Raw genomic sequence first — 20,221 nt, forward strand, 5'->3', positions numbered from 1 at the left:
TGAAGCGTTTCAATTCTATTAAAGGAAACTTTAGTTTTGATCTATTTCAGTATTTAAAAGTTGATCACGAAAAATTACAAATCATTTATGCCAATATAAGAGTTTGAATTATAGATTAATTTCGTTTCAATTTAATCTCATAATTTACTCAAAAACAAATGAATACAAAGTATACAGACTTAATTAATCAAACCTATTATTTCCCGCAAGAAGAATTTACTTTAAACAAAGATAATCTTCAGTTTCATAATATCGATTTAATGAAATTGGTGGAACAATATGGAACACCATTAAAATTCACCTACTTACCTCAAATTTCAAATAACATCAACAAAGCCAAAAGCTGGTTTCGTAAATCGATGGAAAAGAATAAATATGAGGCTAAATATTATTATTGCTATTGTACTAAAAGCTCTCACTTTGAGTTCATCATGAATGAAGCTTTTAAAAACAATATTCATATTGAAACTTCATCTGCCTTTGATATTAATATTGTAGAAAATTTAATGGCAAATGGTAAAATAAATAAAAGCACCTATGTTATTTGTAATGGTTTTAAGAGAGATCAATATATAGAAAACATTGCCCGTTTAATCAATAACGGACATAAAAATACGATTCCTATTATTGACAATTTTGAAGAATTAGATTTGCTTCAAGCGGAAATTAAAGGGAAATTTAAGATTGGAATTCGTATTGCTGCAGAGGAAGAACCAAAATTTGAGTTTTATACTTCTAGACTAGGAATTGGTTATAAAAATATTGTGAACTTTTATAAAAAACAAATTCAAGAAAACGATAAGTTAGAACTGAAAATGTTGCACTTTTTTATCAATACAGGGATTAATGATAATGCCTATTATTGGAATGAATTAGTAAAATGTATAAAAGTTTATATTGCCCTAAAGAAAGAATGTCCAACATTGGACGGATTAAATATTGGTGGTGGTTTTCCAATAAAAAACTCATTGGCATTTGAATACGATTATCAATATATGATTGATGAAATTATCAATCAAATTAAAATTGCTTGTGATGAAGCCGAGGTTGATGTTCCAAATATTTTTACTGAATTTGGTTCGTTTACAGTAGGTGAAAGTGGTGGTGCCATTTATCAAATTTTGTATCAAAAACAACAAAATGATAGAGAAAAATGGAATATGATCGATTCTTCATTCATAACTACGCTTCCAGATACTTGGGCAATTAACAAACGTTTCATTATGTTAGCGGTTAACCGTTGGAATGAAACTTATGAAAGAGTTTTACTAGGTGGATTGACATGTGATAGTGATGATTATTACAATTCAGAACAAAACATGAATGCCATTTATTTACCAAAATACAATAAAGAAAAACCATTATATATTGGTTTCTTTAATACTGGAGCTTATCAAGAAACCATTGGTGGGTACGGAGGTTTACATCACTGTCTTATCCCTCAACCCAAACATATTTTAATTGATAGGGATGAAAATGGAATTTTGGCAACAGAAGTTTTTTCAGAACAACAAACTTCAGATGATGTTTTAAAAATTTTAGGTTACGATAAAAAATAAATATTAAATACAATTAGTCAATTTAAAAATTTCTTATATTTGGATAACTACATTTTTTTCAAGTATCTGATTTTTAAATATTTAAAACCAACACAATGAGTAAAGGACCTATAAGTCAGTTTATAGAAAAACATTATTTGCATTTCAATTCTGCATCTTTAGTAGATGCTGCTAAGGCATACGAACAACAATTAGCAAATGGTGCCAAAATGATGGTGAGTATGGCGGGTGCAATGAGTACAGCCGAAATTGGAAAAATCTTCGCTGAAATTATTCGACAAGATAAAGTACAAATCATTTCTTGTACAGGAGCAAACCTAGAGGAAGATGTTATGAATTTAGTAGCTCATTCACATTATGAAAGAGTACCTAATTACCGCGATTTGACACCACAAGACGAATGGGACTTATTAGAAAGAGGATTAAATAGAGTTACTGACACTTGTATCCCTGAACATGAAGCTTTCCGTCGTTTACAAAAACATATTTATAAAATATGGAAAGATGCTGATGACAAAGGAGAAAGATATTTCCCACACGAATTTATGTACAAAATGTTACTTTCAGGAGTATTAGAAGAATACTATGAAATTGACTTAAAAGACAGCTGGATGTATGCTGCCGCTGAGAAAAATTTACCTATTATTGTACCAGGTTGGGAAGACAGTACTATGGGGAACATTTTTGCATCTTACGTAATAAAAGGAGACTTAAAAGCTTCTACAATGAAATCAGGAATTGAGTATATGGTCTATCTATCAGACTGGTACCCAAAAAACAGTGCCAAAGGAATCGGTTTTTTCCAAATTGGTGGTGGAATTGCAGGAGATTTTCCAATTTGCGTAGTACCAATGTTGTATCAAGATATGGAAATGCATGACATTCCTTTTTGGAGTTATTTCTGCCAAATTTCAGATTCAACAACAAGTTACGGTTCTTATTCAGGAGCTGTACCAAATGAAAAAATAACTTGGGGTAAACTAGATATTAATACTCCAAAGTTCATTATTGAGTCAGATGCTACTATTGTAGCGCCTTTAATTTTCGCTTATTTATTAGACTTATAGAATATTATTATGAAAAGAGTAATTGTTGATTACGCAAAATTGACCAATGAAATCTTAAATCTTTTAGTAGAACGATTTCCTGATGGTTATGATGACTCCGATATAATTCGTTTTAGAAATGCTAAAAACGAATTAATTGAAGCTGTAGAAGTGCGTACTGAGGACACTATTTATTTAGTTAAAGTAAGTATGAAACTTGCTGATAGAATTGAAAATTATGACGAAGATGACGAAATCGATGACGAAATCGAACCAATCATCCCAATAAAAGGACTTGATTTAGATGATGACGATGATGATGATGATGATGACGACGCTGTCGATAAACCTGAAACTGATGACGATGAGGATGACGAAGATTCAGATAAAAAAGATTATTCTGATGAAGACGACGATGACGATGATGAAGATTAATTCATTATAAAAAAAAAGGAACTCTTATTTGAGTTCCTTTTTTTTTATTAATCGAATACTATTTAATTCAAATGTAAGATTCCATTATTACTAAATTCATTACATTCTTGTTTACTCATTATTATGATTACATCACAGATACTACACGATACACTTAAAGAAAATTTTGGTTTTGAAAAATTTAGACCCAATCAGGAAAAAATTATTAATTCAATCATTTCCGGTCAAGACACATTGGCAATTATGCCTACTGGAGGCGGAAAATCTATTTGCTTTCAATTACCCGCACTTTTGTTTACAGGAATTACAATAGTTATTTCTCCGCTAATTGCCTTGATGAAAGATCAGGTTGATAGTTTAAAAACTAACGGAATTCAAGCTTGCTACATCAATAGTAGCCAAACAGATGGAGAACAACAATTACATATCCAGAATCTTAAAGACAACAAAGTAAAAATTGTTTATGTAGCTCCTGAGAGTTTATCGTATTTAGAAAATGCATTTAGTCAAATAACCATTAGCTTAATTGCGATTGATGAAGCGCACTGTATTTCTTCTTGGGGACATGATTTCCGTCCAGCATATACCAATTTAGGATACTTAAAAAATCGCTTCCCTTCTACTCCAATCTTAGCTTTAACTGCGACTGCAGATAAAGCTACACGTAAAGACATTAGCACACAATTAAACCTAAATAATGCCAAGTTATTCATATCCTCTTTCGATAGAAAAAACTTGAGTTTAGAAGTTCGACCAGCACTAGACAGAGTCAAACAAATTATTGAGTTCATTAGCGAAAAGCCATCTGAATCAGGAATTATTTACTGCTTAAGCCGAAAAACAACCGAGGAATTAGCCGAAAAACTTCAAAAAGTTGGTATAAATGCTAAAGCCTATCATGCTGGTTTAGAAAACACAATTCGATCAAAAACGCAAGATGAATTCATAAATGATGATTGCCAAGTAGTTTGCGCAACTATTGCTTTTGGTATGGGAATCGATAAGTCAAATGTCCGCTGGGTCATTCATTATAATCTACCTAAAAATATTGAAGGGTACTACCAAGAAATTGGACGTGCAGGACGAGATGGACTACCTTCGGAAACCATTTTATTCGAAAGTTACGGCGATGTAATCCAATTACAAAAATTTGCATCTCAAGGCTTAAACGCCGAAGTGCAACTCGCAAAACTGGAAAGAATGAAGCAATACGCAGATGCTTTAAGTTGTCGAAGAAAAATATTGCTTTCCTATTTTGGGGAACTCGTACCTGAAAATTGTGGAAATTGTGATATTTGTAAAAACCCACCCGAATTTTTTGACGGAACGATTATCGCTCAAAAAGCATTATCAGCCATTATGCGATTAAAAGAGTCAGAGCCACTTCCCGTTATAGTTGACTTTTTAAGAGGTTCAAAAAATGCTTATATTTTCGAAAAAGAGTATCAGAATTTAAAAACGTATGCCGTCGGTAGTGATATTTCCTGGTATGACTGGAATCAATACATTATTCAGTTAATCAATCAAGGCTATTGTGAAATAGCTTTTCATCAACAAAACAAAATTAGATTAACCTCTTTGGCACGTGAGGTTTTATTTGAAGGTGATAAAGTACAATTAACTACAGTTGTAAAAGCAAATACAGAAAAAATTGCAGTCAATGAACCAAAAACAAAGTTCAGTACGAATTCTCTTTTTGAAAAATTAAAAAAATTGCGATACGAAATTTCAAAAAACGAAAGTGTTCCTGCTTATGTGATTTTTAGTGATGCGGCTTTACGCCAAATGGAAACTTTAAGACCCATGAGCGATGAAGAACTTATTGCAATTGATGGTGTAGGTAAAGTAAAATTAGAAAAATATGGTGATGTATTTATAAAAGCTATCATTGACTTCCATAAAAACAAAGAGGTAAAAACAAAGAAAGAATCTAACACCTATAAAGAAACGCTTGCCTTGTTTCAAAGCGGGTTACCGCCTGATGAAATAGCTTTAAAAAGAAATCTAGGATTAGGAACTATTATGTCGCACGTTGCTAAATTATACTTAGATGGTGCAAATATTGATTTATTTCAATTTGTATCTAAAGAAGAAGTAATTCTTGTAAAACAAGCCAAGACAAAACTAGAAAGCCCAGCTACCTTAAAACCATATTTTGATTTTTTTGAAGAAAAAATTGCTTACGATAAAATAAGACTCGCTTTAACAATCATCGAAAAAGAGAATCGTAATAAGTAAAACCTGTATGATAACTTCATTCTCCCCTTTTATCAATTCTGAAACTGAAATTTTAATTCTAGGAACCATGCCTGGAATTGCATCTCTTGAAAAACAAGAATATTATGCTCATCCAAGAAATCATTTTTGGAAAATAATGTACACACTTTTGGATAGTTTGCCGATTTCTGTTGTTTTCGAAGAAAAAATAAAATTATTACAGAATAACAAAATTGGATTGTGGGATGTTCTAGAAAATTGTGAAAGAAATGGAAGTTTAGATACTAACATAAAAAATCAAAAAGAAAATGATTTTTTTACACTATTTAAAAATTACCCAACAATTACTAAAATAATCTTTAACGGTAAAGAAAGTCACAAATACTTTCTTAAAAAATTTGGACAAATAAAAGGCATCACTTATTATGTGATGCCTTCCACTAGTCCTGCTAATACAATGTCTTTTGAAAAAAAGCTTGAAATCTGGTCTACTTGTTTTTAAAAGCTATAAATATCTTTCTTGATAAACTTTTTGATGGTGTTTTTGATGACCAATAATAATAAAAGCTATCGCACGAACCGAAATAGATGTATTAGAAGCTGTACCAGTTCTCAGCAATTGTTCCTCTGAAAAACTTTTAAACAAAGACAACGTAGCCTGTCTTACTACAGCCATTTCTGTCAACAACCCTTGAAGGTTTCTTTCATTAGCATTTGTATTATCAACGTAATAATTTTCTTCAAAACCTGGCAACGGTGTTTTATCATTTCTGGAAATTCGTAAAGCACGATAGGCAAAAATTCGTTCCGTATCAATAATATGTTGAATTATATCTTTGATAGTCCACTTTCCTTCTGCATATCTGTAATCAAATTTATCCATTGGGATATTTTGTACAAAACGAATAAAATCATGAAGGCAAATTTCCAATTCTTCAATCATATCTACATTTCCTGCCGCTTTAATATAAGTTGCATTAAATTCCGAATATTCATTTACAGGCAATTGATCTGTTTTCATTTTTTTTTAATTAAGCGGAGTTTCTACTTGCGTTAGTATTTCCAAAAAGCGAACGTGTTACAATTTTTTCGTACACTTTAATTAGCTTTTCATCAACAACACTTTCTTTATTTAATTCATTTATTCTAAGTAGAGCATATTGTTGTATTGTTAACAATGGCAATACAATACGTTCTCTTATTTGAATAGATGCTTTACCATCAGGATAGTTTTCCATTAACTCAGTATGACCTGCAATTTTTAGTAATAATCGTTTAGTTTCTAAAAACTCATCATAGATTATTTGCCAAAATTCACCAAACTGAGGGTCCTTTTTCATATATGCCGTTAACGGAAAGAAAGACTTAGCCAAGGACATCATACTATTTTCCAATAATGTTTTGAAAAATAATGAATTGTCATATAAATCTTGAACCTTTTCCCATTGATCTGTATCTTCATAATGTTTTAAAGCTGTACCTACTCCGTAAAATCCAGGGACATTTTGTTTCAGCTGACTCCAAGAACCAACAAAAGGAATTGCTCTTAAATCAGCAAAATCTAGTTGAGCAGACTTACTTCTTTTTGAAGGTCGGCTTCCAATATTTGTTTTAGCATAATATTTCAACGTACTCATTTGCTCTAAATACGGAATGAATTTTGGGTGATTTTTAAAACTCAGGTATTTTTGATATCCTAAGTTGGCCAGATGGTCCATTACCTCTTTTTCTGAACTAGATAAAATATTTTTGTTTTTACTAAATACTTGATTCGTAACACCAGCACTTAATAAGTTTTCTAAATTATGACGACATGAATCTAAAGTCCCAAAATTTGAACTAATTGTTTGTCCTTGCACTGTAATTTGGATTTCTTTGTTTTCAATATTTGGACCCAATGAAGCGTAAAACTTATGTGTTTTTCCTCCACCACGCGCTGGAGGCCCGCCACGTCCATCAAAAAATATAACATCTACACCGTACTGTCTTGAGATAGCAGTTAGCGCTTCTTTGGCCTGATAAATACTCCAATTGGCCATTAAGTACCCTCCATCTTTGGTTCCATCAGAAAAACCAAGCATAATAGTTTGCTTCATTCCTCTATCTACAAGATGTTTAGCATACATTGGATTAGTGTATAATTTTTCCATTACATTATGCGCGTCAAGTAAATCATCTACTGATTCAAACAAAGGAACAACATCTACTGTAGGAGTTTCCCAATTACTTAAACGAATCAAAGCGAATGTCTCCATTACATTAAGTGCGCTTTCATTGTTACTAATAATGTAACGATTAGCTCCAAATTCTCCGTTATTTTCTTGAATCACTTTGATTGCTTGAATAGATTCAATAGTTGATCTTGTAATTTCGTTTTCAAAATCATTCGGATTCAAATCTCCTTTTACATTAGATAAAACATCAAATTTTTCTATTTCTGTTAAATCGTAATAATTTTCAGGAAAAACTAAAGTATCCGATTTTAAATAGAAATCAAATACATCTTTAAATACAGCATCATGAATTCTACTGTTTTGACGGATATCTAATGTAGCAAAATGGAAACCGAACAAATTAACTTTAATAAGAAGCGCATCTAATTCATCTAAATACAAAGATTGATGTTGTTCAATAATAATAGCTTTAATCTTATTTAACTGCGCTTTAAATTCATCCAAAGTAATGTAAATCTCCCCTTTAGAATAGAATACAGAACGGTAAAGCTTTTGTTCCAGTTCAGTAACTAAAACATCTACGTTAAAGAATGTTAGCTTCCTTTTTAAGTTTCTCATTTCAATGTAGTAGCACTTCAAAATTGAGGTTCTTAAACGTTCCGCTACTTTCAATGTAATATCCGTAGTTACATAAGGATTACCATCACGATCACCACCTGGCCAAAAACCAAGTTTAATTAATGGATTCTGAATTGAAGTACCTTGGAATACATTTTTTTGAAGGTAATGAACCATATCTCCTGATGTATTATAAAATACATTCTCAAGATACCAAATCAAACTTACCGCTTCATCAAAGGGATTTGGTTTCTCATTTTTAATAAATGGAGTTTTTCCCAATTGAGCTAATAAATGTTTTATATTAAGTAATTTATTTTCGCGAATAGCTTCTGTTAAATCATTAATAATACCCAAAACAGAACCAGGGTAAAACTGAGTTGGATGCGCTGTTAAAACAGTCCTTACATTGAAATTTTCAAGGAAATCTATCAGTTCTTCTTTCTTGCCCTTAGCATCTGCTTTTTCTTTAATATCTCTTAAAGACCCTCTCCCTTCCATATTATTAACAATAGGAAAAGCAGCATCTTCAACTGCATCAAATAATACAATTTGACGCTCGATATACTGGATAAAACGAAACATTAAGTCAATTTTATCGGCTTCAACTGAGCTATGTAAATATTTTTGAGAGAAAAATTCAATTATCTCTTTAGGAGTTTCTTGCTTTTTAAAACCTGTTTCACAAACTTCCGTAAATAAAGGAAGTAAAACTCCTGTATTATCAATAGAATCAAATGGTAAAGTGATAAAAACACTATTGTAAATGTTGTATTTTGAAAGAACATTTTGATTGAAACGTTCAATTTTAGGTAGTGTATACATAATTTTGTTATAGTTGGTTTGGTTTAATAGAAAATAGTTATAAAAAAATAACCCCAAGAACTAACTTGAGGTTATATTTAAAATATAGCATTCAAGTTTAATTACATATTTTTAAAAATAGTATGCATTAAGCGTTTTTTATCATTGATACTTTCTTCAAGTGAAATCATAGTTTCGGTTCTGTAAACACCATCAATATCATCAATCATAAAAATAACATCTTTTGCATGCTTGGTATCTTTTGCTCTAATTTTGCAAAATATATTAAATTTTCCCGTAGTCACAGAAGCTACTGTAACAAATGGAATTTCATTGATACGTTGTAAAACAAACTTGGTCTGTGATGTATTATTAAGAAAAACACCTACATAAGCAATGAAAGAATAGCCTAATTTATCATAATCAAGTACTAATGAAGACCCCATTATAATTCCAGCGTCTTCCATCTTTTTTACCCTAACATGAACTGTTCCTGCAGAAATCAACAATTTTTTTGCAATATCTGTAAAAGGAACTCTTGTATTATCGATCAACATATCCAAAATCTGATGATCTACTTCATCTAAACGGAACTTACTCATATTTCTTTAATTAATATTATTACTCGCTATAACAAAGTATAAAAATATACATAAAAACAACAAAAAGACTAAAAATATTATTTTTTTATCAATCCGTTAACAAATTTCAAGCTTTTATCTAAATAAAAATCAGCTTTTTGATTTAATTTCGGAAAATTATCTAAATCATCTTTATACGCTGCACCTTTAGCATCATACTCAAAATGACCGTAATAACCTTTCAACTCGCCAATTTCTACAATATAAGCATTAAAATAAATTTTATTTTCAATTAATTCTTCTTTGTATTGTGCAGCAAAATTCGTTATTTTTTCAATACCATCATAATTTATTTTGACATTTTTATATATAAAATCATAAAAAACGGGTTTATTTTGAGGAATGTTCAAATAATTATTAATTCTATTGATAACTATATCGTTTTCGCAAAGTATCGTAAAACTCGAAAGTAACGCTATGAAAATGTATTTTCTAGTTTCTTCTCTATTATAATCATTGCTAAAATGCCCAGCTTCAAACAACAAAGTTGGAACTCCTAATGACTGAAACGTATCGCCAATGCAATTTATATTAAAAGAATCGTCGAATCTCCCTACTTGATTAGGTATATATTGTTGCAATACAGAATTAATACCTGCAATAAGATTAATTGCCTTAAGTCGAGAGTCATTTATATCTCGTTCTTCATTATAAGATGGTGCTAAAAAAGATACTGTAGCTACTTTACCCGTGTCACTTACGCCAAAAATTGTACGTTGATCATGAAGATTAAAACAATAGTCAGGCTTAAAAGACAAAAACGCCTCTCTAAGCACCCTACTTTCTGGTTGGGAAAGATCTTGGGAATCTCTATTTAAATCAATTGAATTTGCATTTACACGTGTATACAACTTTGCTCCATCAGGATTCAGAATCGGTATGGCATAAAAAGTAAAAGTAGAAAGCAATTTTTCAGCAAGATCAGTTCTGCTATTTAATAAGTTAAGAAAATCAAATAATGCCTTTGTAGTGGTACTTTCGTTTCCATGCATCTGAGACCATAGAAATATTTTGGTATCTCCATTTCCAATTTGGTATTTATAAATTGGTTTTTCAAGAACCGATTTTCCTATAATAGAAAGTTGGTTTTTCGAATTTAATTTATTTAATAAAGGCTCAATTGATTCTAAAGTCAGATACCTACCTTCAATAGATGCTTCTTTATTTTCAACGAATAATTGTTCTAAATCCATAGTGTAATATTTAATTTACAAAAGTAAACAACTTTATTTTTACAAAAGTAAACTTGCGAATTCACCTTTATTTTATAATTGTAAACAGCTTTGTTGGTGTTTGATTCCTGATTTAATTGTCTATAATTAACATTTGTCACTTGTGTTAAATTTAAATTATACAAACTTATAATCAGTAATTTATACTAACTTATATAATGTATTAGTTTGCTTTTAAAATACAATTTATTACTATTTACATATGTAATATTGTCTTTTAGCTCTTTTTTATTTACATTTGTAATCCTACTAATTAGAACATGAATTTACAATGGTAAACACGGAAGATTTTGTTAAACGCTTAGAAATTATACTTGATTATTATAGTATTAATGCCTCCACATTTGCAGATAAAATTGGTGTACAGAGATCTAGTCTATCCCACCTTCTCTCAGGAAGAAACAAACCAAGTCTTGATTTTATTTTGAAAATTTTAGAAGTCTATCCTGATGTAGATTTGTATTGGATTTTAAATGGAAAAGGAAGTTTTCCAAAAAATGGAGATAAAGATCTAGTAGTTGAAAATAGTGTAACTCCTGAATTAAAATTAAATCACACTACTCCAACAGCAGCATCTTCAATTCCTGAAAACTTATTTTCTCAAAATGAAAATGATAAAGAAAGTCTCCCAAATGTTGAAAGTGAAATCATTTCTGGAGATGTGGATAAAATCGTGTTTTTTTTTAAAGATGGAACTTTTAAAATTTTCAAACCCCAATAAATAATTTGTATTTTGAAAATTGCAAAAGCATCAATTACATTTTAAATCCATATTCTGGATTTTTCCCTTCTACTCCAATAAAGTGTTTTTTTAGAATTTCGATATCTACATCTAAATTTCCTGTCGGCATCAATGGTAAGCCTAAATTGACTTCTTTTTTTCCAAAATCAAATGTGACTGGAATTATTGGAACATTTGCTTTTAAAGCTATATAATAAAAACCTGTCCTAAGTTCGCTTACTTTTTTACGTGTCCCTTCAGGAGCAACTGCTAATCGAAACGTTTTTCTTCTTTCAAAAATAGCAGCAATTGAATCAACTTTATTTAATCCTCCAGATCTGTCTAAAGGTTCCCCTCCCATATATCTAAAATAATAACCAAAAGGAAAACGAAATAATTCTTTCTTACCTACCCAATTCATATCTAAACCAGTTATTCCTCTTGTGAATATCCCTAAGTAAAAATCATGTGCGCTTGTATGTGGCATTACCATCATCACACACTTTTTTATATTTGCATCTATACTGCCAACAATTCTCCAGCCCATAAGCTTGAAAAATATACATTTATATATTTGTTTCTTCATTCCTACGTAATTTTGTGCAAAGTATATAATTTTAAACTAATTTAGATAAAAACTGCAATTGATGCTGAAAAAAATATTGAGTTATATTATTCCTATAAAAATTCATACAAAAAAATCTCCCTTAAGCAAATCACTAGAAGTTACATGGGCTAATGGAGAATTAGTTTTAGATTCGAAAAACACAAACTACTCTTATGGCAGTTTACAGCGCATTTTAAGATTAGGTTTAAAAAATATAGGATTTCATAACATTACACCTATGAAACATATTTTAGTACTTGGTGTAGCAGGAGGTAGTGTAATTAAAACTTTGGTTGATGAAATAGATTATAAAGGTAAAATAACAGGAGTAGAAATCGATTCAGATATAATTAAAATAGCTAATCAATATTTTAACCTAGATAAAATTGACCAACTTGAAATAATTATTGATGATGCATTTGAATTTGTATTAAAAACAAAAAATAAATATGATTTGATTATTATTGACATCTTCCAAGATACTACAATGCCTAATTTTTTATTTGAATCTTTTTTTATTGATAGAATCTGTTTCCTCTTAAACAGTAAAGGATTTGCTCTTTTCAACACAATGCTTTTAAACAAAAAAGATAACGTAAGAAATGAGAAATACATTGCTGAATTTGATACTATTCATTTTAAAATCAAATCCATTCCCAGGGTTGAAAATCATAATGAACTAATCGTTATCGAGAAATTAATATAAGTTTTGCTTTCTTTTTATTGATACATAAAAAAATTAATATTTTTTTTGTTATTATAATAATTAAATGTACTTTGCGTCATACTAACACATATAGATTAGTATAACTACAAAAGTCAATTATTTGTGCCATGAAAAAAATAAATATTCAAAAATCTGTTTTGACATTAACAGTTTTATCTAGTATTTCATTAATGTCATTTATTGATCCACCTAAATACCGTGATTTAAACAAAAACGGAAAAATGGATCCTTATGAAAATATAAAACTTCCTATCGAAAAAAGAATCAGTAATTTGATTTCTTTAATGAATATAGAAGAAAAAGCGGGGATGATGTTTATTAACGGAACGCTAATTAACACCGATGGTACTATTGATAAAAAAGAAGGTGCAACTGGTATGGCAGCTCGGCTTCCTTCTCCTCGTGAATTGATTGAAAATAAAAAAATGAATCACTTTAATTATTGGCAAGCACCCAATGTTAAAGAAATAGCTATGGGCTACAATGCCATTCAAAAAGTAGCCGAAGGTACTCGTCTTGGAATTCCAGTAACAATTGCATCAGATCCTCGTCATTATTTTAGTAATAATGTTTTCGCTATGGAAGCAAATGGATTTTCACAATGGCCTGAACAACTTGGTTTTGCAGCAATTAATGACACTCAATTAATGCAAAAGTTTGGTGATATTGCACGTCAAGAATACCTAGCTGTTGGAATTCGTGAAGCGTTACATCCTATGGCTGATTTAGCAACGGAACCGCGTTGGCCTCGTGTTAGTGGGACTTTTGGAGAAGATGCCAATCTTTCTGCTCGAATGATTAAAGCGTACATTTTGGGTTTTCAAGGAAACAAATTAGATGTAAACAGTGTAGCAACTATGACCAAGCACTTTTCTGGTGGAGGTCCTCAAAAAGAAGGACTTGATCCTCATTTTCAATATCAAAAAGGACAAGTATATCCAGGTAATAATTTCAATTATCATTTAATTCCATTCGAAGCGGCTTTCGATGCACATACAGCTGCAATTATGCCTTATTATGGTGTGCCAATGGAACAAACTTCTGAGAATGTAGGTTTCTCTTATAACAAAGACATTATTACACGACTTTTACGTGATAAATACAAATACGATGGTGTAGTTTGTACTGATTGGGGTTTAGTTACTGATACTCAAATGGGTCCTGTTGTATGGCCGGCACGTGCTTGGGGGGTTGAAAACCTTAGTGAAAAAGAACGGGTAAAAAAAATAATTGAAGCTGGTTGTGATCAATTTGGTGGAGAAAATTGCCCGCAATATATAGTTGAATTAGTTAAAGAAGGACAAATAAAAGAGTCTCGTATTGACCAATCTATCAGACGTTTGTTGAGACAAAAATTTACTTTAGGTTTATTTGATAATCCATACGTTGATGTAGAAAAAGCAACCCAAATTGTAGGTCGTGCCGATTTTAGAAAATTAGGTAACGAAACACAACGTCGTTCTATGACTTTATTAAAAAATGACATTAAACTTCCGTTAATTGCTGTGGCAAAATTGAAGATTTATGTAAAAAATATTGATCCTAAAATAGCTTCTAAATATGGACTTATTGTAGCACTTCCTGAACAAGCAGATGTTGCTATTATACGCTTGAATACTCCATGGGTACCATTAGAAACTGATAATCCTTTTGCCAAAGGGTTTCATCACGGAGATTTAGATTTTAAAGGAAAAGACCTAGAAGACGTAATTACACTTTGTAAAACAGTTCCTACTATTGTTGATATTTACTTAGATCGTCCTGCTGTTTTTCCTGAGATTAATGCTGCAGCCAAAGGTGTTTTTGGAAATTATGGCGCTAGCGATGCAGCCTTATTGGATGTGATTTTTGGAAATGCTAAACCCGAAGGAAAATTACCTTTTGAGCTTCCGTCTTCGATGGAAGCGGTAAGAAATCAAAAAGAAGATGTGCCTTATGACTCTAAAGATCCTTTATACCATTTTGGTTTTGGATTGAGTTATTAGATTTTTAATTGTTGTTAGTTAATTATGTTTCTAAAAAATGCTTCTCTATAAATATGAAGCATTTTTTTTGATTTTAATTCAACACGTTAAAGATGGAATCTAAACTAATTATTTTGTACTTTCGGTAGGAACAGTAAAACTAAATTTGGATGAAAAAAACGGTACGGAAACTACTTTTAGGAAATGTAGCCAAAATGGGAAAACCAAAATTTAATCCTATTCAAAAACGAATTCAAAATATAAATGCAATCTGGAACAACGACCATCAGGATGACAATGGAATTGAAAAAATTGTGCGCTTGTTTCTTTCCTCCTCTCAATTGTTTTTTCCTGGTATTTATATCAAATATTTAGTTTCTAAAAAAGGGGCTGAATATGAAGATTTGGCTGTTGATTTTTATGTTTTGCTTAAGGTAGCACTTCCTCTTACTATTTTAATGAATGAATGGCAAACGAACCCGTTACTTCTTGGCATTATGGTTTATGTAATGCTAGAAACCGTTTTGTATATACCAACCTTGATTTTTGCTTCCGATTTATTTTCAAAACCGCGTTCGTACAAAAGATCAATGTTGTTACTTTTCTTTAATTATCTAGAAATGGTATTTGCTTTTGCCGTTTTATATACTTGCGATAATTATTTAAATAGACCTTTTCATCATTGGTTTGATGCTATTTATTTTAGTACTGTAACATCATCAACCATAGGATTTGGCGACTACTATCCTGTTAAAACCTTTGGTAAGTTTTTGGTGAGTATGCAATCTCTTTTGGTACTATTATATGTAGTACTATTTTTGAATTTTTTCTCTACTAAAATAAAGTCTAAAGGGTATTTTGACCAAGATAACGATGCCTAATTACAACATTTTCCTAGCTTTTTTTAAGTCTTCCAAGGTGTCAATACCAATTCCAACATGGGTAGTTTCTACCATTTTTATGCGTTTACCAAATTCCAAATAGCGAAGTTGTTCCAGTTTTTCAGATGCTTCTAATGCCATCATAGGTAAACTATAAAAATCTAACAACGCTTGTTTTCTAAAAGCATAAATTCCTATGTGTTGCATATAGCGCACACCTACATTTTTCTCTCTTGGATAAGGAATTACTGAACGCGAGAAGTACAAAGCAAATTGATTTTGATCGGTAACTACTTTTACATTATTGGGATTGTTAATTTCATCTTCAATAGTAATTTCGCGCATTAAGGATGCCAAATCTACTTTTTTATCCAAATCATTTTTAAATACTTCAATCACTTTTGCCAAAGGTTCCGCATCAATAAATGGTTCATCACCTTGCACATTTATTACGATATCTACATCTAGATTTTCAACAGCTTCAGCAATTCGATCACTCCCCGACTCGTGTTCTTTGATACTACGAATCGCTTTACCGCCATGAGCAACAATTTCATCAAAAATTAAATCTGAATCGGTTACTACAAATACATCATCAAATAAATTGGTATTGATGGCTGCTTCATATGTTCTTAAAATTACCGTTTTGCCTCCCAAGTCCTGCATTAATTTAGCTGGAAATCGAGTTGACGCGTAACGGGCGGGAATGACTGCTATTATTTTCATTTTATTATTATTTTGCCATGAAGGCGCTAAAATACAAAGTTAATTTAGTGCGCCAAATATAAGTTTTATTTTATAAAATCTTAACCGAAGTCATACTCAACGAACCCGCTAAAAGTTTATTATTAAACAAACTTAATTCTTCGGTTTTTCCTTTTAGTCCTAAAGTATAAATCAAAGGCAAATAATGGTCTGGTGTAGGTATCGCTAATTGAAAGGCTTTACTTTGTTTTTCAAAATCAATAAGCGGCTGAAAGTCTCCATCTAGCAAATAATCATTTATTGTAGCTCTTGCTTCAATCGCCCAATCGTAACCATAATCATCTCTATGGAAATTCTGAAAATCAACCAATCTTAAATTATGAACTATATTTCCACTTCCAATTATCAAAACGCCTTTAGTACGCAAAGCGCTGAGTTTTTGAGCCAATTCAAAATGATATTTCCCTGGTTTAGTATAATCAATACTCAACTGAATTACAGGAACATGAGCATCTGGATATAAATGTTTTATTACACTCCAAGCACCATGATCTAATCCCCAGTGTTCGTCAAGTTCCACTTCGGTGGGAAGCAATAATTTGGTAGTTTCTACTGCTAGTTCAGGACTTCCTTTTGCAGGATACTGCACATCAAATAATGCTTGAGGGAAACCTCCAAAATCGTGAATTGTTCTTGGCATTTCCATTGCAGTAACCTTTGTGCCATTAGTAAACCAATGTGCCGAAATACACAAAATAGCATTGGGTTCTGGTAATGTTTTGGCTAAATTTCTAAAATTGGCTACAAACTCATTTTCTTCAATTGCATTCATTGGACTCCCGTGTCCTAAAAATAAGACAGGCATTTTTTCGGTATTCGAAAAAGAACTAGAAATTTTATGTAAGTCGTTTAAAGTATTCATATCAAGTAATTGTCCTAATAATCATTAAATGTAAAAATCTTTTCTTTTATAAAGATTCATTTTATAAAAAAATGGACAAATAAAATTGCCCATTTTTTATAAATCAAAAAAATCTATAATTTTATTTTGAATAAACTTGTTTCAAAAAAACTTCTAATGTGATCGGTTTTCTTCCTAACCATTTTTCTAAGTCCGAAGATTCTGCTTGAAACTCACCTTGCTTTATCGCTTCGGCAAAACCTACAAACATTCCAATATATTCCCCTGGAACTCCTGCCTGAGTCAAAACAGCTTCGTAAGCTTTAGGGTCAGGACTTATATAATTTACAGTAGTATTTGTAATTTTACTTAGAGTATCTGCAATTTCTTGCATCGAATAATTTTCGACATTATTCATCCCGTATTCTTTATTTTCATGACCCTCAGTTATTAAAACAGTAGCAACAGCTTCAGCCAAATCATTTCTAGATACATATGCAGCAGCAGTTTCACCTGCTGGAAAATAAATTCCAGTATCTAAAACTTTCTCACCTAAAAACATAGGTAACACATCTAGGTATAAATTATTTCTAAAAATAGTATACTTCATTCCGCTTGCTTTAATAGCAGTATCCGTATCAATATGTGATTTAGCCAAAAAGGCAATTGGAGAGCTATCAGATTCATTTTTACGTTCAAAACTAGTATACAAAATATGCTTCACTCCTGCTTCTTTTGCCGCTTTTACAGCCGCTAACTGTTGTTTACTACGATTAGCTAAATCAGTTCCTGAAACCAATAATAATTTATCAATTCCTTGAAATGCAGCTAACAACGATTCATAATTATCGTAATCCCCTATTTTTAATGTAATTCCTTTTGCTTTCAAATCAGCTGCTTTGCCTTCGTCTCTAACTAGGGCTGAAATATTGGAGACTGCAATTCCTTTTTTCAACAAAAAATCAATTGTTGTTTTTCCGAAATTACCTGTCGCTCCTGTGACCAAAATTTTTGTATTCATTATTTTTTGTATTTATATTATTTCTAATACAAAGATAACTACCTTTGCTTCTTAAAGTATAGTGCTATACTAAAGTATATCGATATACTTTAGTATACTATCAGTAAAATAAGGAGCTATGGAAAATAAAATAAGCTTTAAAGATGTAAAAGCATGTCCAATTCAGTTTGTATTGGCTGTAAATGATACTTTGAATGTCATTAGTGGAAAATGGAAACTGCCTATTATTGGGTCATTACTATTTGAAAAAAGACGATTTACTGATATACTGCGCAATATTCCTAAAATCACACCACGAATGTTATCTAAGGAATTGAAAGATCTAGAAATGAACGGAATGGTGAAACGTACTGTTTATGATACTATACCAATTGCAGTCGAATATGAATTAACAGAATCAGCTAAATCCTTAGGTGATGTTTTAGATAAAATGCTAGAATGGGGTTTGCAACATAGGGAAACAGTACTTGCGGAAAAGTAAATCTCAATATTATCTATTCGACAAAATTCTCATCTTTAAACCCAATCAAATATAACTTGCTCTTTGCTCTTGTAATTGCCGTATACAACCATCGAATGTAATCACTATCTATTCCATTAGGTAAATAAGGTTGTTCAATGAAAACCGTATCCCACTGCCCTCCTTGCGACTTATGGCAGGTTATGGCATAAGAGAACTTTACTTGTAATCCGTTGAAATATTCATTGGCTTTTACTTTTTGGAACTGCTTGTATTTAGTTTCTCCTTCGTAATCTTTCAATACTTCTTGATACAATCTATTGGATTCCTCATACGTTAAAGATGGAGATTCGCTTTTTATGGTGTCTAATAATAAAACGGTTTCAAACGGAATTTGATTTGGGTAATCGACCATTCGTATTTTTACTTTGGCAAACTTAAAACCGTATAATTCTTGAATTTTAAAAATCTCCAGCACTTCAATAATATCACCATTGGCAATAAAACCAGCTTCATCTGAATCTTTTAGCCAAAAATAATTATTCTTCACTACCATTAAAAAGTCACCTGTAGACAACTCACTTTCCTTATCGAGAATTTTGGTTCGTATTTGTTCGTTGTATTGATTGGCCCTTTTATTCGACCGAACAATGAAAGCCGTATCTTCAATACTATAATTACTATATGCAGAATTAATGGCATCTTGAATGTCATATCCATCTGTTAACCGAACAATATCTTTGAATTTTTTGACATCAAATTTAAAATCGGTTATAAAATAATCTTCCAATAAAGTACGAAGCTCCGTAGCATTATATAAAATACCGGAACCTTCTTCCTGACGCATTACTTCATTGAGTTCAATATGCTCGACTTCTTTATTGTAATTGATGCTTAAAGTTTGAATATCTAAGGCTGGACTAATATCTAAATTTACCGGTGGCAATTGTGCGGTATCTCCCAAGAGTATCATTTTACAGTTGGCTCCTGAATAGACATAAGAAATCAAATCGTCTAGTAACGATCCGTTTTCATACATTTTAGAATCGGAATTCGTATCCGAAATCATAGAAGCTTCATCGACTATAAATATGGTGTTTTTATGTTTATTGGGTTGCAAAGTAAACGACACTCCACCTCCCGAAGATTTCTTTGGAAAATATATTTTTTTATGAATCGTAAAAGCAGGCTTGTTCGAATAATTAGCAATTACTTTGGCAGCACGACCTGTAGGCGCCAGTAAAACGTACTTTTTGTTAATTTCTAATAGGTTATTTACAATAGTAGAAATCACAGTCGTTTTTCCAGTTCCAGCATATCCTTTAAGTACAAAAATAGTGTCATTGTGCGTATCCGTTAAAAAAATGGCGATTTTTTGAAAAAAAATATCCTGATTGTATGTAGGAGCAAAAGGAAACTGTTTTCGTAAAAGGCTATAGAACAAGGAAGAATTCATCTGGGCTTTGTTATTGTAAAATGAACTTCAAATATAAGGATGAAATTCCGGT

The 20,221-nt window shown here is 31.2% G+C and carries 19 protein-coding genes; 10 read left to right on the top strand and 9 right to left on the bottom strand.

The features are described 5' to 3' along the window. Positions 1-158 precede the first annotated feature (158 nt). The 5 genes from AB3G34_RS06410 to AB3G34_RS06430 all read left to right on the top strand — a co-directional run bounded on the left by AB3G34_RS06410 (position 159) and on the right by AB3G34_RS06430 (position 5,759). Entirely contained in the window at positions 159-1,559 is a 1,401-nt protein-coding gene (locus tag AB3G34_RS06410) for an arginine decarboxylase (RefSeq protein WP_367753165.1), read from the top strand. 95 nt (positions 1,560-1,654) lie between these two features. Then, a complete protein-coding gene (locus tag AB3G34_RS06415) occupies positions 1,655-2,626 on the top strand; it encodes a deoxyhypusine synthase family protein (protein WP_367753167.1) in 972 nt (323 codons plus the stop codon). Between the two features lie 9 nt (positions 2,627-2,635). Further along, complete coding sequence (locus AB3G34_RS06420; protein ID WP_369753829.1) at positions 2,636-3,040, top strand: DNA primase; 405 nt, start codon at positions 2,636-2,638, stop codon at positions 3,038-3,040. Positions 3,041-3,163: 123 nt separating this feature from the next. Then, positions 3,164-5,278, top strand: coding sequence for a DNA helicase RecQ (recQ, locus tag AB3G34_RS06425; protein WP_369753830.1), 2,115 nt, complete (start codon positions 3,164-3,166; stop codon positions 5,276-5,278). 7 nt (positions 5,279-5,285) lie between these two features. Further along, complete coding sequence (locus tag AB3G34_RS06430) at positions 5,286-5,759, top strand: DNA-deoxyinosine glycosylase (RefSeq protein WP_369753831.1); 474 nt, start codon at positions 5,286-5,288, stop codon at positions 5,757-5,759. A gap of 3 nt (positions 5,760-5,762) precedes the next feature. Here AB3G34_RS06430 and AB3G34_RS06435 read toward each other — a convergent pair whose 3' ends face one another. The 4 genes from AB3G34_RS06435 to AB3G34_RS06450 form a co-directional block, all read right to left on the bottom strand. Next, entirely contained in the window at positions 5,763-6,278 is a 516-nt protein-coding gene (locus tag AB3G34_RS06435) for a DinB family protein (RefSeq protein ID WP_369753832.1), read from the bottom strand. A 10-nt stretch (positions 6,279-6,288) separates the two neighbouring features. Next, positions 6,289-8,874 (bottom strand): phosphoenolpyruvate carboxylase, encoded by a 2,586-nt coding sequence (locus tag AB3G34_RS06440; protein WP_367770014.1) that lies wholly within the window; start codon positions 8,872-8,874, stop codon positions 6,289-6,291. 101 nt (positions 8,875-8,975) lie between these two features. Then, the gene (locus tag AB3G34_RS06445) at positions 8,976-9,455 is read right to left on the bottom strand and encodes an Lrp/AsnC family transcriptional regulator (RefSeq protein WP_007139244.1); all 480 of its coding nucleotides are present in this window, start codon (positions 9,453-9,455) and stop codon (positions 8,976-8,978) included. A gap of 77 nt (positions 9,456-9,532) precedes the next feature. Beyond that, positions 9,533-10,687, bottom strand: coding sequence for a M14 metallopeptidase family protein (locus tag AB3G34_RS06450; RefSeq protein ID WP_369753833.1), 1,155 nt, complete (start codon positions 10,685-10,687; stop codon positions 9,533-9,535). A gap of 310 nt (positions 10,688-10,997) precedes the next feature. Between AB3G34_RS06450 and AB3G34_RS06455 the strand changes: the two genes are divergently transcribed. Beyond that, on the top strand, positions 10,998-11,447 hold the full coding sequence (locus tag AB3G34_RS06455) for a helix-turn-helix domain-containing protein (protein ID WP_369753834.1): 450 nt from the start codon (positions 10,998-11,000) through the stop codon (positions 11,445-11,447). A 34-nt stretch (positions 11,448-11,481) separates the two neighbouring features. Here AB3G34_RS06455 and AB3G34_RS06460 read toward each other — a convergent pair whose 3' ends face one another. Next, positions 11,482-12,033 carry a 1-acyl-sn-glycerol-3-phosphate acyltransferase gene (locus tag AB3G34_RS06460; RefSeq protein ID WP_369753835.1) on the bottom strand — a complete coding sequence of 184 codons (552 nt, stop codon included), beginning with the start codon at positions 12,031-12,033 and terminating at the stop codon, positions 11,482-11,484. Positions 12,034-12,094: 61 nt separating this feature from the next. Here AB3G34_RS06460 and AB3G34_RS06465 point away from each other — a divergent pair, with 61 nt between their 5' ends. The 3 genes from AB3G34_RS06465 to AB3G34_RS06475 all read left to right on the top strand — a co-directional run bounded on the left by AB3G34_RS06465 (position 12,095) and on the right by AB3G34_RS06475 (position 15,626). Then, on the top strand, positions 12,095-12,760 hold the full coding sequence (locus tag AB3G34_RS06465; RefSeq protein ID WP_369753836.1) for a spermidine synthase: 666 nt from the start codon (positions 12,095-12,097) through the stop codon (positions 12,758-12,760). Between the two features lie 128 nt (positions 12,761-12,888). Next, complete coding sequence (locus AB3G34_RS06470) at positions 12,889-14,766, top strand: glycoside hydrolase family 3 protein (RefSeq protein ID WP_369753837.1); 1,878 nt, start codon at positions 12,889-12,891, stop codon at positions 14,764-14,766. A 149-nt stretch (positions 14,767-14,915) separates the two neighbouring features. Then, entirely contained in the window at positions 14,916-15,626 is a 711-nt protein-coding gene (locus tag AB3G34_RS06475; protein WP_367753189.1) for a potassium channel family protein, read from the top strand. On the opposite strand, the gene kdsB is transcribed toward AB3G34_RS06475, so the two are convergent. The 3 genes from kdsB to AB3G34_RS06490 all read right to left on the bottom strand — a co-directional run bounded on the left by kdsB (position 15,627) and on the right by AB3G34_RS06490 (position 18,253). Then, positions 15,627-16,352, bottom strand: a complete 726-nt coding sequence (gene kdsB, locus AB3G34_RS06480) for a 3-deoxy-manno-octulosonate cytidylyltransferase (protein ID WP_369753838.1) — start codon at positions 16,350-16,352, stop codon at positions 15,627-15,629. 70 nt (positions 16,353-16,422) lie between these two features. Then, positions 16,423-17,253 carry a 4,5-DOPA dioxygenase extradiol gene (gene ygiD, locus AB3G34_RS06485; RefSeq protein WP_367770031.1) on the bottom strand — a complete coding sequence of 277 codons (831 nt, stop codon included), beginning with the start codon at positions 17,251-17,253 and terminating at the stop codon, positions 16,423-16,425. 121 nt (positions 17,254-17,374) lie between these two features. Then, complete coding sequence (locus tag AB3G34_RS06490; RefSeq protein ID WP_369753839.1) at positions 17,375-18,253, bottom strand: SDR family oxidoreductase; 879 nt, start codon at positions 18,251-18,253, stop codon at positions 17,375-17,377. 118 nt (positions 18,254-18,371) lie between these two features. Here AB3G34_RS06490 and AB3G34_RS06495 point away from each other — a divergent pair, with 118 nt between their 5' ends. Then, entirely contained in the window at positions 18,372-18,734 is a 363-nt protein-coding gene (locus AB3G34_RS06495) for a winged helix-turn-helix transcriptional regulator (RefSeq protein ID WP_367753196.1), read from the top strand. A 13-nt stretch (positions 18,735-18,747) separates the two neighbouring features. On the opposite strand, the gene AB3G34_RS06500 is transcribed toward AB3G34_RS06495, so the two are convergent. Further along, positions 18,748-20,169, bottom strand: a complete 1,422-nt coding sequence (locus tag AB3G34_RS06500) for an ATP-dependent RecD-like DNA helicase (RefSeq protein ID WP_369753840.1) — start codon at positions 20,167-20,169, stop codon at positions 18,748-18,750. Between the last annotated feature and the right edge of the window lie 52 nt (positions 20,170-20,221).

It is taken from the genome of Flavobacterium sp. WC2409, assembly GCF_041200085.1.
Lineage (GTDB): Bacteria > Bacteroidota > Bacteroidia > Flavobacteriales > Flavobacteriaceae > Flavobacterium.

What these genes read in the sequence shown, in the direction of transcription:
- AB3G34_RS06440 (WP_367770014.1), bottom strand. Translation starts at nt 8,874, where the DNA reads ATGTATACACTACCTAAAATTGAACGTTTCAATCAAAATGTTCTTTCA.
- AB3G34_RS06460 (WP_369753835.1), bottom strand. Translation starts at nt 12,033, where the DNA reads ATGAAGAAACAAATATATAAATGTATATTTTTCAAGCTTATGGGCTGG.
- AB3G34_RS06465 (WP_369753836.1), top strand. Translation starts at nt 12,095, where the DNA reads ATGCTGAAAAAAATATTGAGTTATATTATTCCTATAAAAATTCATACA.
- AB3G34_RS06455 (WP_369753834.1), top strand. Translation starts at nt 10,998, where the DNA reads ATGGTAAACACGGAAGATTTTGTTAAACGCTTAGAAATTATACTTGAT.
- AB3G34_RS06470 (WP_369753837.1), top strand. Translation starts at nt 12,889, where the DNA reads ATGAAAAAAATAAATATTCAAAAATCTGTTTTGACATTAACAGTTTTA.
- AB3G34_RS06475 (WP_367753189.1), top strand. Translation starts at nt 14,916, where the DNA reads ATGAAAAAAACGGTACGGAAACTACTTTTAGGAAATGTAGCCAAAATG.
- recQ (WP_369753830.1), top strand. Translation starts at nt 3,164, where the DNA reads ATGATTACATCACAGATACTACACGATACACTTAAAGAAAATTTTGGT.
- AB3G34_RS06410 (WP_367753165.1), top strand. Translation starts at nt 159, where the DNA reads ATGAATACAAAGTATACAGACTTAATTAATCAAACCTATTATTTCCCG.
- AB3G34_RS06450 (WP_369753833.1), bottom strand. Translation starts at nt 10,687, where the DNA reads ATGGATTTAGAACAATTATTCGTTGAAAATAAAGAAGCATCTATTGAA.
- kdsB (WP_369753838.1), bottom strand. Translation starts at nt 16,352, where the DNA reads ATGAAAATAATAGCAGTCATTCCCGCCCGTTACGCGTCAACTCGATTT.
- AB3G34_RS06490 (WP_369753839.1), bottom strand. Translation starts at nt 18,253, where the DNA reads ATGAATACAAAAATTTTGGTCACAGGAGCGACAGGTAATTTCGGAAAA.
- AB3G34_RS06430 (WP_369753831.1), top strand. Translation starts at nt 5,286, where the DNA reads ATGATAACTTCATTCTCCCCTTTTATCAATTCTGAAACTGAAATTTTA.
- AB3G34_RS06435 (WP_369753832.1), bottom strand. Translation starts at nt 6,278, where the DNA reads ATGAAAACAGATCAATTGCCTGTAAATGAATATTCGGAATTTAATGCA.
- AB3G34_RS06495 (WP_367753196.1), top strand. Translation starts at nt 18,372, where the DNA reads ATGGAAAATAAAATAAGCTTTAAAGATGTAAAAGCATGTCCAATTCAG.
- AB3G34_RS06415 (WP_367753167.1), top strand. Translation starts at nt 1,655, where the DNA reads ATGAGTAAAGGACCTATAAGTCAGTTTATAGAAAAACATTATTTGCAT.
- AB3G34_RS06420 (WP_369753829.1), top strand. Translation starts at nt 2,636, where the DNA reads ATGAAAAGAGTAATTGTTGATTACGCAAAATTGACCAATGAAATCTTA.
- AB3G34_RS06445 (WP_007139244.1), bottom strand. Translation starts at nt 9,455, where the DNA reads ATGAGTAAGTTCCGTTTAGATGAAGTAGATCATCAGATTTTGGATATG.
- AB3G34_RS06500 (WP_369753840.1), bottom strand. Translation starts at nt 20,169, where the DNA reads ATGAATTCTTCCTTGTTCTATAGCCTTTTACGAAAACAGTTTCCTTTT.
- ygiD (WP_367770031.1), bottom strand. Translation starts at nt 17,253, where the DNA reads ATGAATACTTTAAACGACTTACATAAAATTTCTAGTTCTTTTTCGAAT.